Raw genomic sequence first — 13,933 nt, 5'->3', positions numbered from 1 at the left:
ACGATGAGACAACGTGTGCAAGCCGTGCCCACCGTGCAGGTGGAGAACGACGAGGTGATCGTCACCGAGTGGCGTTTTTCCCCCGGCAGTGAAACCGGCAAGCACCTGCATGGCTACGACTATGTCGTGGTGCCGATGACCGACGGCCTGCTGCTGTTGGAAACCCCGGAGGGCGAGAAACACGCGCCCCTGGTGGCAGGTCAGGCGTACTTTCGCAAGGCGGGCGTTGAACACAATGTGATCAACGCCAGCGACCACGAAATCGTCTTCATCGAGACCGAAATCAAGTAGCCGCTATCAAGTAGTGCAGGCACGGGAAAACCCCGGCCAAGAATTCGATAAGGGAGTTTTGTATGAGCACCATCCAGCATTTGATCAACGGCGAGTTCGTGACCGACACCGGTCGTACTGCCGACGTGTACAACCCGTCCACCGGTGAAGCCATCCACAAAGTGCCGTTGGCCAGCCGCGCCACCGTGCAGAAAGCTATCGACGCCGGCAAAGCCGCGTTCCCGGCCTGGCGCAACACCCCACCGGCCAAACGCGCCCAGGTGATGTTCCGCTTCAAGCAACTGCTGGAACAGAACGAAGCCAAGATCTCGCAGATGATCAGCGAAGAGCACGGCAAAACCCTGGAAGACGCCGCCGGTGAACTGAAGCGCGGTATCGAGAACGTCGAGTACGCCTGCGCCGCCCCGGAAATTCTGAAAGGCGAATACAGCCGTAACGTGGGCCCGAACATCGACGCCTGGAGCGACTTCCAGCCGGTGGGCGTGGTGGCGGGTATTACCCCGTTCAACTTCCCGGCCATGGTGCCGTTGTGGATGTACCCGCTGGCCATCGTCTGCGGCAACTGCTTCATCCTCAAGCCGTCCGAGCGTGACCCGAGCTCCACCCTGTATATCGCTGAACTGCTGAACCAGGCCGGCTTGCCAAAAGGCGTGCTGAACGTGGTGCACGGCGACAAGGAAGCGGTAGACGCGCTGATCGAAGCGCCGGAAGTCAAAGCCCTGAGCTTCGTGGGTTCGACCCCGATTGCCGAATACATCTACTCCGAAGGCACCAAGCGCGGCAAACGCGTTCAGGCTCTGGGCGGCGCGAAAAACCACGCCGTGCTGATGCCCGATGCCGACCTGGACAACGCCGTCAGCGCCCTGATGGGTGCCGCTTACGGTTCCTGCGGCGAGCGCTGCATGGCCATCTCGGTAGCCGTGTGTGTAGGCGACCAGATCGCCGACGCGCTGGTCGACAAGATCGTGCCGCAAATCCAGGCCCTGAAAATCGGTGCCGGCACTTCCTGCGGCCTGGACATGGGCCCGCTGGTTACCGCTGCGGCGCGTGACAAAGTGGCTGGCTACATCGACGCCGGCGTTGCTGCTGGCGCCAAGCTGCTGGTCGATGGTCGCAACCTGAAAGTGGCCGGCAACGAAGACGGCTTCTTCCTCGGCGGCAGCCTGTTTGACCACGTCAAAACTGACATGACCATCTACACCGACGAGATCTTCGGCCCGGTTCTGTGCATCGTCCGCGTCGGCAGCCTGGAAGAAGCCATGCAGCTGATCAACGATCACGAATACGGCAATGGCACCTGCATCTTCACCCGTGACGGTGAAGCCGCGCGTCTGTTCTGCGACGAGATCGAAGTGGGCATGGTTGGCGTAAACGTACCGTTGCCGGTACCGGTTGCCTACCACAGCTTCGGCGGCTGGAAACGCTCGCTGTTCGGCGACCTGCACGCCTACGGCCCGGACGGCGTACGCTTCTACACCCGCCGCAAAGCCATCACCCAACGTTGGCCACAACGCGCTTCCCACGAAGCCGCTCAGTTCGCTTTCCCAAGCAATAGCTAAGCCGCGTTAGCAATACAAAAAGGCCAGTCGCGAGACTGGCCTTTTTTATTGGCGCAGGTTGGGTTGAGCCAACGGCGAAACCCGACAGCCGTTCTGCGCCCTGTCCGGTCGTCGGCGCCACGACGTTTGTAAGCGCACTCACACAAAGCCGCGCACAGCCGTCATGGGCACTGCCGCTGCGCGCCTCAGCGTTGTGTATCCAGCCGCTTACGCTCTTTACCAAGACCGCATAATTTCCGTTCGCAGCATTGCTACGTTACCGCCACCTCGCTGCCAAACAGCGGCTCGTTCGGAAATGGAAGTGGTCAATGTTGCAACGCGTGCTGTGGAAACTGATGCCCAAGGCTCAACGCTCGTTCCTGTTAGGGCGCTTGTCGGTGGTGGACCGTCATACGGTGAATAAGGCGATGACTGCCAATATTCACTATCCCGAGGCCTTCGAGCGCGTGGCCGGCTTGTTCGTGCATGTGCCCAAGTGTGCTGGCAGCAGTGTGTGCAAGGCGTTGTTCGACACCTGGCGACCGGGCCATCTGCCGCTGTACTGGTACCAGGAGCAATTCCCCCAGGCTTACGCTGAAGCATTCAAGTTCACCTTCGTGCGCGACCCGCTGGAGCGTACGTATTCGGCCTATACCTACCTGCGCAACAACGTGCCGTTACGCCGTGATCAGGCGGCCAATCAGTTGGTCAGCCGCTACGCCAGTTTTGACGAATTCGTGCGTGGCTGGCTGCATGCCGAGAACGTGCGCCGCCAGTTGCACTTCGCCCCGCAGACCGACTTTCTGCTGGACTCCAGCGGCAGCCTGGCGATGGATTTTATCGGCCGCCAGGAAACCCTGCGCCACGACTTCTTCACCCTCTGCGAGCTGCTCAAGATCAGCCGCGACCTACCGCACCTGAATGCCTCCAAGCGTCACGAAGGCAGTGCGCGTGACATCAGCAATGCGCGCACCCGTCACTTGGTGCGCCAGGTGTATGCCCGTGACTACGAGTTGCTCGGTTATGAATGAGCGTCAGGCCAACGTGGATATACGCCCATACAGCCTGGCGCTGGCGCCGCAGTCGCGCGCCCGGATAAAACGTCAGCGGCCTGGCTGCATCTGGCTGACCGGTTTGTCGGGCGCCGGCAAGTCGACTTTGGCCAACGAGCTGGAAATTCAGCTCAACGGCCGCGGCCTGCACACCTTTCTGCTCGACGGCGACAACGTGCGCAACGGCCTATGCCGCGACCTGTGTATGAGCCCGCAGAGCCGCAAGGAAAACATCCGGCGCATGGCTGAAGTGGCACGGCTGATGGTGGATGCCGGGCTGATCGTTATCGTCTCTGCCATCTCACCGTTTCGCGCCGACCGCGACGCTGCCAGGGCATTGTTCGCAGAGGGCGAATTCCACTGCGCCTACATCAGCACCTCTTTCGCCGCCTGCGCCCGCCGTGATCCCAAAGGTCTGTACCGCGCCGCCCTCGACGGAAAACTGCGCCACTTCACCGGCCTCGACAGCCCCTACGAGGCTCCCCTGGATGCCGATTGCGAAATCGACACCGAACAGGTGGATATCCAGACCGCCACCAATCGGTTGTTGGCGTTGGTGTTGGATCAAAAACATCGCGGCTGAAGCCGCTCCTACCGGGAACTGCGACCTTTGGAGGTATGGATTCAGCCGCGAGTTTTTCAGCAAAAAAAAGCCGCCCGAAAGGGGCGGCAATACGCGGGGGAGCGCGGGTTAAAACAGCTGGGTGAACAGCCAGTACAGGCTGCCCGACAACAGAATCGCGATCGGTAAGGTCAGCACCCAGGCCATCAGCAGGTTGCGGATGGTGCGCATCTGCAGGCCGGAGCCGTTGGCTGCCATGGTGCCGGCGACGCCGGAAGAGAGTACGTGGGTGGTCGACACTGGCAGGCCATACATGTCGGCGGCGCCGATGGTGACCATCGCCACCAGTTCTGCCGAAGCGCCTTGAGCGTAGGTGAGGTGGCTCTTGCCGATCTTCTCGCCGACCGTCACCACGATGCGTTTCCAGCCGACCTTGGTCGCCTGCACCCAGTCCACGCCACTTGTGCCGTCACGGCCATGCATCAGTGCATTGGCGATGCCGACGCCGATGATCGAGCCGATCAAGGTGTGCGAGGACGAGGCCGGCAAGCCCAGCGCCCAAGTGCCGAGGTTCCAGATGATGGCGGCAATCAACAGGGCAAAGACCATGGCAAAGCCGGCCGAGGAGCCGACCTGCAGAATCAGTTCCACCGGCAGCAGGGCGATGATGCCGAATGCCACTGCACCACTGGAAACCAGCACACCGAGAAAGTTGAAGCAGCCCGACCAGACCACCGCGAACTGCGGCGGCAACGAGTGGGTGTAGATCACCGTGGCCACGGCGTTGGCGGTGTCGTGCAGGCCGTTGACGAATTCGAAGCCGAGGGCAATCAGCAGGGCCACGCCCAGCAGCAGAAAGGGCGTCCAGGTGGTGACCACCGTACCGGCTTGATCGACATCGTGAAACAGGCTGTAGGCGCTGTAGATCAGACCCAGAACCAGCACCGTGAAAAACACCAGGGTAGTGGCTTTGCTGTTCTTGAAATTCAACTTGGGCTTGGCGTCTGCTGCGATCGAGACATCGGCGGGGTAGGAGGGGGCATTCATTGGCGGGGACGTCCATGAGGTGGATGCCCCGATCACTATTCGCCTGGAATGTTACAGGTTATGTCTCGCTGTTCCGTTCAGCGAGCGCTTGTGGGAGAGGCTCAGCCTCAATAGATCGAGGCACTTATAAAAGCATCGAGGCTAAAGCCTCTCCTCACATCCCGTTCTTGCTCAATACGCCTGCGGCACGATGATGTTCTGCGGCGTCGGGTTACGCACATAGTCGTCATGGCGCATACGCTGGGGCAGTTCGACTTGCGGTTGTTGCACCTCTTCGTAGGGCATCTGGCTTAGCAGGTGATGAATGCAGTTGAGCCGCGCCTTTTTCTTGTCGTCAGCCTGCACCACCCACCAGGGCGCCTCTTTGATGTGGGTGCGTTCGAGCATGATTTCCTTGGCCTTGGTGTAGGCCTCCCAGCGCCGGCGCGACTCGAGGTCCATGGGGCTGAGTTTCCATTGCTTGAGCGGATCGTGGATGCGCGCCAGAAAGCGCAGGTGTTGTTCGCTGTCGGAGATCGAGAACCAGTATTTGATCAACTGGATACCGGAGCGCGCGAGCATGCGTTCGAATTCGGGCACGCTGCGAAAGAACTCTTCGTACTGCTCATCGTTGCAAAAACCCATCACTCGCTCGACGCCGGCGCGGTTGTACCAGCTGCGGTCGAACAGAACGATTTCACCGGCCGCCGGCAGGTGCGAAACGTAACGCTGGAAATACCATTGGGTCTGTTCGCGGTCGTTGGGTGCGGGCAGGGCGGCGACGCGGCACACCCTCGGGTTCAGGCGCTGGGTGATGCGCTTGATCACGCCACCTTTGCCGGCGGCATCGCGGCCTTCAAACAGGATCACCACCTTGGCGCCCGTCTTGACCACCCAGCTCTGTAGCTTGACCAGTTCGCCTTGCAGACGGAACAGCTCGCTGAAGTAGTGTTTGCGCGCGCGCCGGGCTTCGCTGTCGTCCGGACGGCCCTGGAACAGTTCGTCGAGGTCGTGGCCGTCTTCGAGCAGTTCCAGCTCGAGCTCTTCGTCACCGTGGTCTTGCAGTTCGCGGTGGATGCGCTGCATCAACTCTTCGTTGGTCATCTCGGCACCTTGTGGGCGGTAGGGTTGCGGACCAGCCGATGCTAGAGCGCGGCTGTGGCAAGTCGATGACAGCCTAGGCTGTCAGTAGTCGCTGCGCTTGCGGAACGCCCAGCGTCCGGCCAGCGCGGTGAAGGTGGCCACCAGCGCCACCAGAATCCAGAAACCTTCCGCGTCGTCGGCCAGCGGAATACCGCCGACGTTCATGCCGAAAAAGCCGGCGATGATGTTGATCGGCAAGGCCAGCACCGTGACCACCGTGAGGGTGAACAGGGTGCGGTTACTTTGTTCGTTGAGCTTGGCGACTATCTCTTCCTGCAGCAGCTTGATCCGCTCGCCAAGGGCGGTGAGGTCGCTGATCACCAGGGTGAATTCCTCGGTGGCCTCACGCAGTTCCTGCACGTCGTCCTCTTGCAGCCACTCGGGCGGGCGGTTGAGCAGGCGCATCAGCGAGCCAGGCTCCAGTGCCAGCAGACGTTGCAGACGCACCAGCACTCGGCGCTTGGTGCCAAGGTCGGCGCGGTTGTCGTTGAGGCGTGAGGCGAGCAACTGATCTTCAATACCGTCAACGCTGATGCTGGTCTCGCGGACGATGCCGGTGAGCACGTCGCCCTGGTCGCGCAGCAGGTGCACCAGCAGCTCCAGAGGCGAGCGAAAACGTTCGCCGCGCTTTACCGATGAGCGCAGTTTGTCTACCGACCGCAGCGGTTGCAGGCGCGCGCTGACCAGCAGGCGACTGCGCGCGCACACCCACAGGGTGGAGATGTCGGTGGAGACCATATCGAAGTTGAATACCACGTCGTTGACCACCGCCAACAGCGCCGCATCGACATGCTCCAGGCGCGTGGAGCGTGAACCTTCGCGCAGGCTTTCGAAGAAATTTTCCGGCAGGTCGAGGTGCGCCATCATCCAGCGCTCGCACGCGGCGTGGGCGAGGTTGAGGTGCAGCCAGAGAAATTCGCCGTCGTCGCTGGGGGCCTTCAGCCAGGCCAGGGCGGTGCTGGAGTCGATCTCTTCGCCGCGCTCGCCAGGGCGAAAACGAAAGCCATAGAGCAGGCCAAACAGGTCGGGAACCTCAATGTGGTGATTCATGCCGGCTCGCTGCAGTAACGGGGAACTGGGGGGATTGGTAACCGGAGGGCACACACGCCCATGGCGGGCAGCCGGTGTAGGTGCAGCTTGCGCAGCTTTTATTGCCGATTGATGACCAAACCAAGTCAGCGGTGGCGGGCATTTACCTGGGCTGCGCAACCTCTGCGCGCCGTGTCGGTCAGACCCTGAGGCCGGGATGCGACACAGGTCGCGCCAGGCTGCCTGAAAAATAACCAGGCGCGGCATTTTTATTGCTAGCGTCTATAACCAGTGGAACCGCACAGCATCTGAGTCGACGCATGGATTGGATGAATCTGCTTGCCTCTGTCGCCCTGCGACGCCCAAGGTCTCGACTCGCGGCCGGCTGGCGGCTTGGCGCCTGCTTGCTGCTGGCCCTGGCACTCGGCGGCTGCGCCAGTCACCAGGACCATGACACGATTATTGGCAACAAAAGCGCGGTCAAAGCCGGCGAGTTCTTCCAGACTCACACCGACCGCATGGCCACCATCGGCATGCGCAATAACCTCAACACTCTCTACCGCCTGATGGACAAGCTCTACCGGCGCAACCCGCGTGAATGGCGCAAGACCGGCCTGCCCACTGTCGAGGAAGCTGAGCAGCAGGTGCAGCAAGCCATCGAACAGAGCCGCCCTTTGCCGGAGTTGGGTGGGCGCAAGGATGTCGCGGCGCTGAGTTATGCCCTCAGCGTGGATTACCAGGGCGATCGCGTCGGCGGTTTCATCTATGCCCTGGGCAGCATGCTGATCACCGCCCATGGCGGGCGCACCGAGTTCTACATGACCGACGAACTCGACCCGCAATTTATCCACAACGCCGCGCGCAACATCGAGAAAGCCACCTGGATGCTCGCCAGTCGCAACGACATCAAGGGCAACCCCTGGCTGCTGTCCAACGAGCTGTCGCCGGATGTGCGCAACCTCAGCTTTGCCGTGGAGTTCGGCAAGATCGTCGCGCGCCTAGACCTGCTCACCGATGTGCTGGATGAACGCTACCGGCGCCTGGGGGTGAGTTACGCCCAGGGCCTGCTGTTTATGAACTTCCTGCCGGTTCAGTAGGGCGAACATCGCAGCTATCCGCCGGCGGTTTCAACCTGTGCCCAGTGGCGGATATCGCGGCGCGATACTTGCCCTACGATGGGGCAAACGTAGTTTTTTATAAACGGCGAATCCCCGTTCTAGAGGGGTTTACGGCCCCTGGCACGCAAATCGCTTCATCCTCCTCGCTCCCGTTCGGGGGCGGATAGTTTTCCGGGACGACCCGGGGTGGCAGCCGCCATCGCTCAATCTGGACGACCAGGTAACGTTTTGATTTTTTAATCAGGAGGTTGCTGTGGCGTCAGACCTTGGCAAACCCAATCCCCATACCGCGTTTCAAACCTTGCCCCTGGTGGATATCAGCGGCCTGTATGCCGACGACCTCGCCGTGCGCCAACACACGGCCGCACAGTTGGGCCAGGCGGCCAGGGAGGCCGGCTTTCTCTATATCACTGGGCATGGCGTGCCGCCGGCGCTGATCGATGGCCTGGTCAACCGCAGCCGCGCCTATTTCGCCCAGCCACTGGCGGCGAAGATGGCCGACTACATCGGCCTGTCGAGCAATCACAGCGGTTATGTGCCCGAAGGCGAGGAGCAATTCGTCGAAGGCACGGTGGACCACAAGGAAGCCTACGACGTGGGCTTCGATCTTCAGGACGCGCAGCGCCGCCGGCCGATGCTGGGGGCCAACAAATGGCCAGCATTTCCGGGCTTCAAAGAAGACATCAAGGCCTACTACGATGCAGCGCTGGCGGTGAGCAACCAGCTGTTTCGCGGCTTCGCGCTGGCGCTTGGGTTGCCTGAAGAGGCCTTCACCCAGCACATCAGCACGCCGCCCAGCCAGCTGCGCCTGATCCACTACCCCTACAACCCCCATGCGCCGGTGGACCGCCCCGGTATCGGAGCGCACACCGACTACGAGTGCTTCACCATTCTGCTGCCTACCGCGCCCGGCCTGCAGGTGCTCAACGGCGCTGGCGAGTGGATTGAGGTGCCCCTTGTGGAGGGCGCCTTCGTGATCAATATCGGCGACATGATGGAAGTCCTCAGCAACGGTACCTTCGTCGCCACCTCACACCGGGTGCGCAAAGTGGCGGAGGAGCGGTATGCGTTTCCGCTGTTCTGCGCCTGTGATTACGACACGCTGATTGAGCCGATTCCCGCGCTGCTCGAACCGGGCACCCATAGCCCCTACGCCCCTGTGCGTTGCGGCGAACACCTGTATGCGCAAACCCTGCAAACCTTCAGCTACCTGAAAAAGCGCCTGGCCAGCGGCGAGCTGCAATTGCCCGAGGGCGCCAAGGGCCTGTCTTCCTTCGGTTACCAAAACACTGCTGCGGAGCCCTGCCCATGACCCTCGCCGAACTGCTCGCCGCCCATGCCTGTCGTCCAACGCACGGCGTGCCGGACTGGATGCTGGGCTACTACAAACGCCGCGCCATCAGCTTCGCCAACGGCGCTACCGACCTGCATACCCATGTGTGCTGGCTGCAAAGCCGCAGCTTCACCATCGACCTGCGCTTGCCGCTGGAAGACCTTCAGGTAGTGGCCAGAAACCTGGCCGATTACAGCGCCGCTGAATTGCAGGTGTTGGCCAACTACGAAGGTTGGGAAGCGCTGAGCGACTGGCGCGAGCCGATGCTCAGCTGGCACAGCGACACGTCGCTGCAACTGCATAACCGCTGGCCGGAGCCCGCCGAGCTCAAGCGCTTTGGCAACTGCATGATCGAGTTCGCGCCGAGCGGTGCGTATGTCGAAGACTGGCGCCTGCAGCCTTCCGCGCCCGGCCCGTTGATTGGCCTGCGGTTACTGGAAGAGCGCGAGGTGGGCAGCGGCGTGGTGCGCCATCGCGGTGGCGGCCTGATTGTCTGTGGTGACTACGCGGCGCTGGTGCTGGGCCGTGCCGAGCCGCTGGTTGTACCGGCCGATACGCAGCTGCGTGAGCGGGTCGCTGCCGCGGTAGGCGATGCCGCGCAACTGGCGCGCCTGTTCAATTTTGAAACGTCGGTGGCCCAGGGCTCGTTGGCGAAAGGCTACACGGTGAGCCTGTCCACGCAACCGGCGCGGGTCGGGCAGCGCCTGCTGGCGCTGGATGGCTTTGAGTACCTGGCCGCCGAGGAGCAGGTGCGGCAAACCGTGGAAGTCGACGGCATCGTCTGCCAGCGGCTGTTCACCATCGACACGCTGGAAGCCAGCTTGCCCTATGCCCAGGCCACCGGTTTTACCCCGGCTGCGGCCGCCTGGTTCGAGCACGAGTCGCCGACCCTGACCCGTTACACCCAGCCGCTGTGCTGAGCCAATCAAACAACTATTAGCCAATGCCCATGAGGTGTTTATGAAGCGTCGTGCATCCTTGCTGCAAAAACTCGCCCTGGTCGGTCTGGCCAGCTTCTGTCTGGCCGCCAACATCAGCGCGGCGGAAAAGAAAGACAGCTTCAAGGTGGCCTGGTCCATCTATTCCGGCTGGATGCCCTGGGGCTATGCCGCGGAAAAAGGCATCGTCGATAAATGGGCGAAGAAGTACGGGATCAAGATCGAAATCGTCCAGCTCAACGACTACATCGAGTCGATCAACCAATACGCGGCCGGCGCGTTCGATGCCTGCGGCATGACCAATATGGACGCCCTGACCATTCCCGCCGCCAATGGCGTGGACACCACCGGCCTGATTCTCGGCGACTACTCCAATGGCAACGACGCCATCGTGCTGAAGAACGGTTCGAGTTTTGCCGACATCAAGGGCCAGCAGGTCAACCTGGTCGAGTTGTCGGTGTCGCACTACCTGCTGGCGCGTGCCCTGGATATCCACGGCCTGGCCGAGCGCGACGTGACGGTGATGAACACCTCGGACGCCGATGCTGTGGCCTCGTTCATGACCCCGGACGTGACCGCCGCGGCACTGTGGAACCCGCAACTGAGCATGGTGATGAAACAGTCGCCGACGGCCAAAGAGGTGTTCACCTCCAAGGAAATTCCTGGCGAGATCATCGACATGATGGCGGTGAACAGCGCCACCCTGGCGGAGAACCCGGCACTGGGCAAAGCCCTGGTTGGCGCCTGGTTCGAAACCCTGCAGTTGATGCAGCAAGACAACGAACAGGGTAAGGCGGCGCGTACCTACATGGCCGAGCACTCCGGCACCGACCTCGCCGGGTACGACGCACAACTGACCAAGACCGAGCTGTTTTACACGCCGGTAACGGCCTACACCTTCGCCAATGCGTCGAGCACGCTAAGCGCGACCATGGACAAGGTGCGTAATTTCTCATTCGAGAAGGGCTTGCTCGGTGAGGGCGCGGCGAATGCCGACAAGGTGGGCATGCAGTTCCCGGACGGCTCGACCCTGGGTGATAGCAAGAACATCAAACTGCGCTTTGATTCGAGCTATGTGAAGTTGGCGATGGAAGGGAAGCTGTAGCGGGGCAGGCGGGCCGGCTGACGCCGGCCCGTCGTTTCAGACTTTCTTAACAAACTCGGATTTCAGTTTCATCGGGCCGATGCCGTCGATTTTGCAATCGATATCGTGGTCGCCGTCGCACAGGCGGATGTTCTTCACCTTGGTACCGACCTTCACCACCAGCGAGGTGCCTTTGACCTTGAGGTCTTTGATCACGCTGACCGAATCACCGTCCTGTAGCACATTGCCGACCGCATCCTTGATCACCTTGTCGCCTTCGCCAGCGTCCGCCGCCGCAGTAGCGGACCACTCGTGGGCGCATTCCGGGCAGACCAGTTGCTGGCCATCTTCATAGGTGAATTCGGAATTGCATTTCGGGCAGGGTGGCAACGTGCTCACAGGGACCTCGGAGTTGGATCGGTAAAAGGCCGCATAGTGTATAGGGTTTTTCCCTGCTTTTAGCTGCGACGCCCGGTCTCCGCAGATTTTAGACGAACCGATTCGGGCACCATGGGCTCAAAAACCTGGGGGCGCCGTGACTTCACGCGCTGAGCATGGCTTACGGGCGGGGGAGCGAGTATGTTTTTGCCGGATTTGCGGGGTGTTTCCTTCACGGAAATCATCAAGTGCACGGTGGTCGACTTCTTCGACGACGAGCTGCCGACCTACGCTTCGGCGCTGGCTTTCCAGCTGTTCTTTTCGCTGTTTCCGTTTCTGTTGTTTCTGATCGCCATTATCAGCGTGCTGGATATCGAGCCGTTTTTTGAATGGCTGCGGCAGCAGGCAGAGCTGGTGCTGCCGCAGGCCGCCATGGAGCTGGTGAACCCCGCGATTACCAACTTGCAGACACAGAAAGCCGGCTTGTTCTCCTTCGGTATTCTGGTGGCGCTGTGGACAGCTTCCGCCGCCGTGCGCTCAACCATGCAGGCGATGAACCAGGTGTACGGTGTGGAAGAGGGGCGGCCGGCGTGGAAGCGCATTCCGTTGTCGGTGATCTACATCATTGGGGTGGCGGTGTTGCTGCTGGTGGCGGCCGGTTTGATGGTCGTCGGCCCGCAGGCCATGAACTGGCTGGCCCATCAGTTGGGGATTGAGCAGATTGTGGTGGTGCTGTGGAACTGGCTGCGTTGGCCGGTGGCGGTGCTGATGCTGGTTGCGGTGGTGGCAGCGGTGTATTACCTGGCGCCGGATGTGAAGCAGGAGTTCCGCTTTATCACCCCGGGCTCGATTGTGGCGGTGGTCGGCTGGATTGCGGCGTCCCTGGGCTTTGGTTACTACGCGCAGAACTTCGCCAACTACAACGCCACCTACGGCAGCATTGGCGCGATCATCATCTTTCTCTTCTATCTCTATCTGTCCTCGGCCGTGCTGTTGTTTGGCGCGGAGCTGAATGCGGTGATCGAACACCATGCACGGGACGGCAAGTCGCCGGGCGAGAAGGTTGCCGATGATGGCGTGCCGGCGAAACAACCTGAACGGGCCTAGGCAAAGGCCGGTCACAACCTATGAAGGATGAGTCCGCGGCCGTCTGGCCTGCGTGACATCACTAACAGTCGGTTGGAGGTTGAGAACATGGCTACCTATAACTGGGACCTTATCGAGCGTCTGCTTCACGAAGTGCAGAACGGTGCCTACAAACCATTCAAGCCGCGGGAGTACGCCGCTGAGTTCGCTGCAGACCAGACGGCTGAAGGCGTACAGATGGATAAGGTCGATTCCTTGAAGGTAGAGGCGTGTGACTACGAGGCGCTACTACTAAAAGAAGGCTTTATCGAGCCGCGTCCTGAATCAGAGGGCGGTAACGGTGAGAACTTCGTGCTGACCCTGCGCGGCTCCAGTCTGCTCAGTCTGCTGGATAGCAGCATTCCCGGCAGTGAACATCCCCGCGAAGTGCTGGACGAGAAGGGCGAAGCGGCGCTGCAGCCGGAAGTCTTCGACGAGCTCGCTAAGCAAGCAGCGATTGCCTAAGGCTACTGCGCCGGTAGCGTCAGCTCACCGGTATCGGTAAAGCGTGCCGCTCCCCATAAGCCGCCGCCGAGCTTGCCGTTTAGCTCATAGGGTACGGAGGCATGGCTGGAGGGCGCGCTTGCGGCCACTCCCCAGGCCTGGCGCAACACCGAAAACGCGGAAATGGTGATGGGTACGCTGATGACCCTTTCGCCATAGCGTGGCACTTCCCCGCTTTCATCACTGACGCCAGTTGCCAGGGGGCGGTTGTTCACCCGCAGCTCCAGGGCGATGCCGTTGTAGCGGATGGCGCTTTCATTGGGGTTCTGCACGCGCAGCTTTACGGCGAAGCGAGCCTCCATGTCCTGGCTGGGAAGTGGCTCCAGGCCTACCAGGTCGACGTACACATCATCCCTTGTATCGAAGAGGCTGCAGGCACTGAGGCTGAGGAGCAGCAGTACACTGCCGGTGAGGCGCAAAAGGGTCGCAAGTCTCATCATCAAGGTCCTGAACAAGGGAAGTGCTATCCCTCTATATATAGAAGGCAATGCTTCAGAGAGCTTTGCTGCAGGGTCGTTCGGTATTTAAGTGCCTCTAATCGTTTATTTCAGAATCATTTCAATAATGCCTTGACGGTATTTTGTGGGTGCTTATAATGCGCACCACTTCCGGCGCGGAAGGCTCTTAAAACTTCAAGCTAATCAATAAGTTAGCGAGAAATTAAGGGTTGCAAAGCAGAGAGATCTGCGTAGAATGCGCCGGGCTGACAGGGTTGAGGTTTGGTCCTGTTAGCCGATCGGTTGAGTTGATCGAAAGCGGTGTAAAGAGGGTGTTGACAGCGGTTTGAAACGCTGTAGAATTCGCCTCCCGCT

General features: G+C 60.8%; 15 protein-coding genes. 10 read left to right on the top strand and 5 right to left on the bottom strand.

Features of this window, described 5'->3' with window-relative positions; translation table 11 throughout:
* Nucleotides 1–3: 3 nt before the first annotated feature.
* The 4 genes from C8K61_RS23385 to cysC all read left to right on the top strand — a co-directional run bounded on the left by C8K61_RS23385 (nt 4) and on the right by cysC (nt 3,464).
* Nucleotides 4–291 (top strand): cupin domain-containing protein, encoded by a 288-nt coding sequence (locus C8K61_RS23385; RefSeq protein ID WP_108098713.1) that lies wholly within the window; start codon nt 4–6, stop codon nt 289–291.
* 62 nt (nt 292–353) lie between these two features.
* Nucleotides 354–1,850: a CoA-acylating methylmalonate-semialdehyde dehydrogenase gene (locus C8K61_RS23380; RefSeq protein WP_108098712.1), complete on the top strand. Its 1,497-nt coding sequence runs from the start codon at nt 354–356 to the stop codon at nt 1,848–1,850.
* Nucleotides 1,851–2,158: 308 nt separating this feature from the next.
* Nucleotides 2,159–2,860, top strand: coding sequence for a sulfotransferase family 2 domain-containing protein (locus C8K61_RS23375; protein WP_108098711.1), 702 nt, complete (start codon nt 2,159–2,161; stop codon nt 2,858–2,860).
* Nucleotides 2,853–3,464, top strand: coding sequence for an adenylyl-sulfate kinase (gene cysC, locus C8K61_RS23370; protein WP_108098710.1), 612 nt, complete (start codon nt 2,853–2,855; stop codon nt 3,462–3,464). Before C8K61_RS23375 ends, cysC begins: the two co-directional genes overlap by 8 nt.
* 108 nt (nt 3,465–3,572) lie before the next feature.
* Here cysC and C8K61_RS23365 read toward each other — a convergent pair whose 3' ends face one another.
* The 3 genes from C8K61_RS23365 to C8K61_RS23355 all read right to left on the bottom strand — a co-directional run bounded on the left by C8K61_RS23365 (nt 3,573) and on the right by C8K61_RS23355 (nt 6,662).
* Nucleotides 3,573–4,490, bottom strand: a complete 918-nt coding sequence (locus tag C8K61_RS23365; RefSeq protein ID WP_108098709.1) for an inorganic phosphate transporter — start codon at nt 4,488–4,490, stop codon at nt 3,573–3,575.
* Nucleotides 4,491–4,661: 171 nt separating this feature from the next.
* The gene (ppk2, locus tag C8K61_RS23360) at nt 4,662–5,573 is read right to left on the bottom strand and encodes a polyphosphate kinase 2 (RefSeq protein ID WP_178086501.1); all 912 of its coding nucleotides are present in this window, start codon (nt 5,571–5,573) and stop codon (nt 4,662–4,664) included.
* An 81-nt stretch (nt 5,574–5,654) separates the two neighbouring features.
* Entirely contained in the window at nt 5,655–6,662 is a 1,008-nt protein-coding gene (locus tag C8K61_RS23355; protein WP_108098708.1) for a transporter, read from the bottom strand.
* A 308-nt stretch (nt 6,663–6,970) separates the two neighbouring features.
* Between C8K61_RS23355 and C8K61_RS23350 the strand changes: the two genes are divergently transcribed.
* From C8K61_RS23350 to C8K61_RS23335, 4 genes are all read left to right on the top strand, one after another.
* Nucleotides 6,971–7,738, top strand: coding sequence for a hypothetical protein (locus C8K61_RS23350; RefSeq protein ID WP_371920022.1), 768 nt, complete (start codon nt 6,971–6,973; stop codon nt 7,736–7,738).
* A 274-nt stretch (nt 7,739–8,012) separates the two neighbouring features.
* Nucleotides 8,013–9,071: an isopenicillin N synthase family oxygenase gene (locus C8K61_RS23345; protein ID WP_108098706.1), complete on the top strand. Its 1,059-nt coding sequence runs from the start codon at nt 8,013–8,015 to the stop codon at nt 9,069–9,071.
* Nucleotides 9,068–10,012 (top strand): hypothetical protein, encoded by a 945-nt coding sequence (locus C8K61_RS23340; RefSeq protein WP_108098705.1) that lies wholly within the window; start codon nt 9,068–9,070, stop codon nt 10,010–10,012. Before C8K61_RS23345 ends, C8K61_RS23340 begins: the two co-directional genes overlap by 4 nt.
* A 61-nt stretch (nt 10,013–10,073) precedes the next feature.
* Nucleotides 10,074–11,135 (top strand): putative urea ABC transporter substrate-binding protein, encoded by a 1,062-nt coding sequence (locus C8K61_RS23335; protein WP_256589539.1) that lies wholly within the window; start codon nt 10,074–10,076, stop codon nt 11,133–11,135.
* A 36-nt stretch (nt 11,136–11,171) separates the two neighbouring features.
* On the opposite strand, the gene C8K61_RS23330 is transcribed toward C8K61_RS23335, so the two are convergent.
* Nucleotides 11,172–11,513 (bottom strand): zinc ribbon domain-containing protein YjdM, encoded by a 342-nt coding sequence (locus C8K61_RS23330; RefSeq protein WP_108098703.1) that lies wholly within the window; start codon nt 11,511–11,513, stop codon nt 11,172–11,174.
* Nucleotides 11,514–11,693: 180 nt separating this feature from the next.
* Between C8K61_RS23330 and C8K61_RS23325 the strand changes: the two genes are divergently transcribed.
* Both C8K61_RS23325 and C8K61_RS23320 read left to right on the top strand, forming a co-directional pair.
* Nucleotides 11,694–12,599, top strand: coding sequence for a YihY/virulence factor BrkB family protein (locus tag C8K61_RS23325; RefSeq protein WP_108098702.1), 906 nt, complete (start codon nt 11,694–11,696; stop codon nt 12,597–12,599).
* An 87-nt stretch (nt 12,600–12,686) separates the two neighbouring features.
* Nucleotides 12,687–13,082 carry a transcriptional regulator gene (locus tag C8K61_RS23320; RefSeq protein WP_108098701.1) on the top strand — a complete coding sequence of 132 codons (396 nt, stop codon included), beginning with the start codon at nt 12,687–12,689 and terminating at the stop codon, nt 13,080–13,082.
* 2 nt (nt 13,083–13,084) lie between these two features.
* Here the strand turns inward: C8K61_RS23320 and C8K61_RS23315 are convergent, their stop codons facing one another.
* Entirely contained in the window at nt 13,085–13,558 is a 474-nt protein-coding gene (locus C8K61_RS23315) for an LEA type 2 family protein (protein ID WP_108098700.1), read from the bottom strand.
* Nucleotides 13,559–13,933: the final 375 nt, after the last annotated feature.

Source organism: Pseudomonas sp. GV071 (assembly GCF_003050835.1).
GTDB lineage: Bacteria > Pseudomonadota > Gammaproteobacteria > Pseudomonadales > Pseudomonadaceae > Aquipseudomonas.
This window is presented reverse-complemented; position numbering and strand designations above follow the sequence as displayed.

Coding starts and splice junctions, on each gene's coding strand:
- C8K61_RS23385 (WP_108098713.1), top strand. CDS start 4: ATGAGACAACGTGTGCAAGCCGTGCCCACCGTGCAGGTGGAGAACGAC.
- C8K61_RS23380 (WP_108098712.1), top strand. CDS start 354: ATGAGCACCATCCAGCATTTGATCAACGGCGAGTTCGTGACCGACACC.
- C8K61_RS23375 (WP_108098711.1), top strand. CDS start 2,159: ATGTTGCAACGCGTGCTGTGGAAACTGATGCCCAAGGCTCAACGCTCG.
- cysC (WP_108098710.1), top strand. CDS start 2,853: ATGAATGAGCGTCAGGCCAACGTGGATATACGCCCATACAGCCTGGCG.
- C8K61_RS23365 (WP_108098709.1), bottom strand. CDS start 4,490: ATGAATGCCCCCTCCTACCCCGCCGATGTCTCGATCGCAGCAGACGCC.
- ppk2 (WP_178086501.1), bottom strand. CDS start 5,573: ATGACCAACGAAGAGTTGATGCAGCGCATCCACCGCGAACTGCAAGAC.
- C8K61_RS23355 (WP_108098708.1), bottom strand. CDS start 6,662: ATGAATCACCACATTGAGGTTCCCGACCTGTTTGGCCTGCTCTATGGC.
- C8K61_RS23350 (WP_371920022.1), top strand. CDS start 6,971: ATGAATCTGCTTGCCTCTGTCGCCCTGCGACGCCCAAGGTCTCGACTC.
- C8K61_RS23340 (WP_108098705.1), top strand. CDS start 9,068: ATGACCCTCGCCGAACTGCTCGCCGCCCATGCCTGTCGTCCAACGCAC.
- C8K61_RS23325 (WP_108098702.1), top strand. CDS start 11,694: ATGTTTTTGCCGGATTTGCGGGGTGTTTCCTTCACGGAAATCATCAAG.
- C8K61_RS23320 (WP_108098701.1), top strand. CDS start 12,687: ATGGCTACCTATAACTGGGACCTTATCGAGCGTCTGCTTCACGAAGTG.
- C8K61_RS23315 (WP_108098700.1), bottom strand. CDS start 13,558: ATGAGACTTGCGACCCTTTTGCGCCTCACCGGCAGTGTACTGCTGCTC.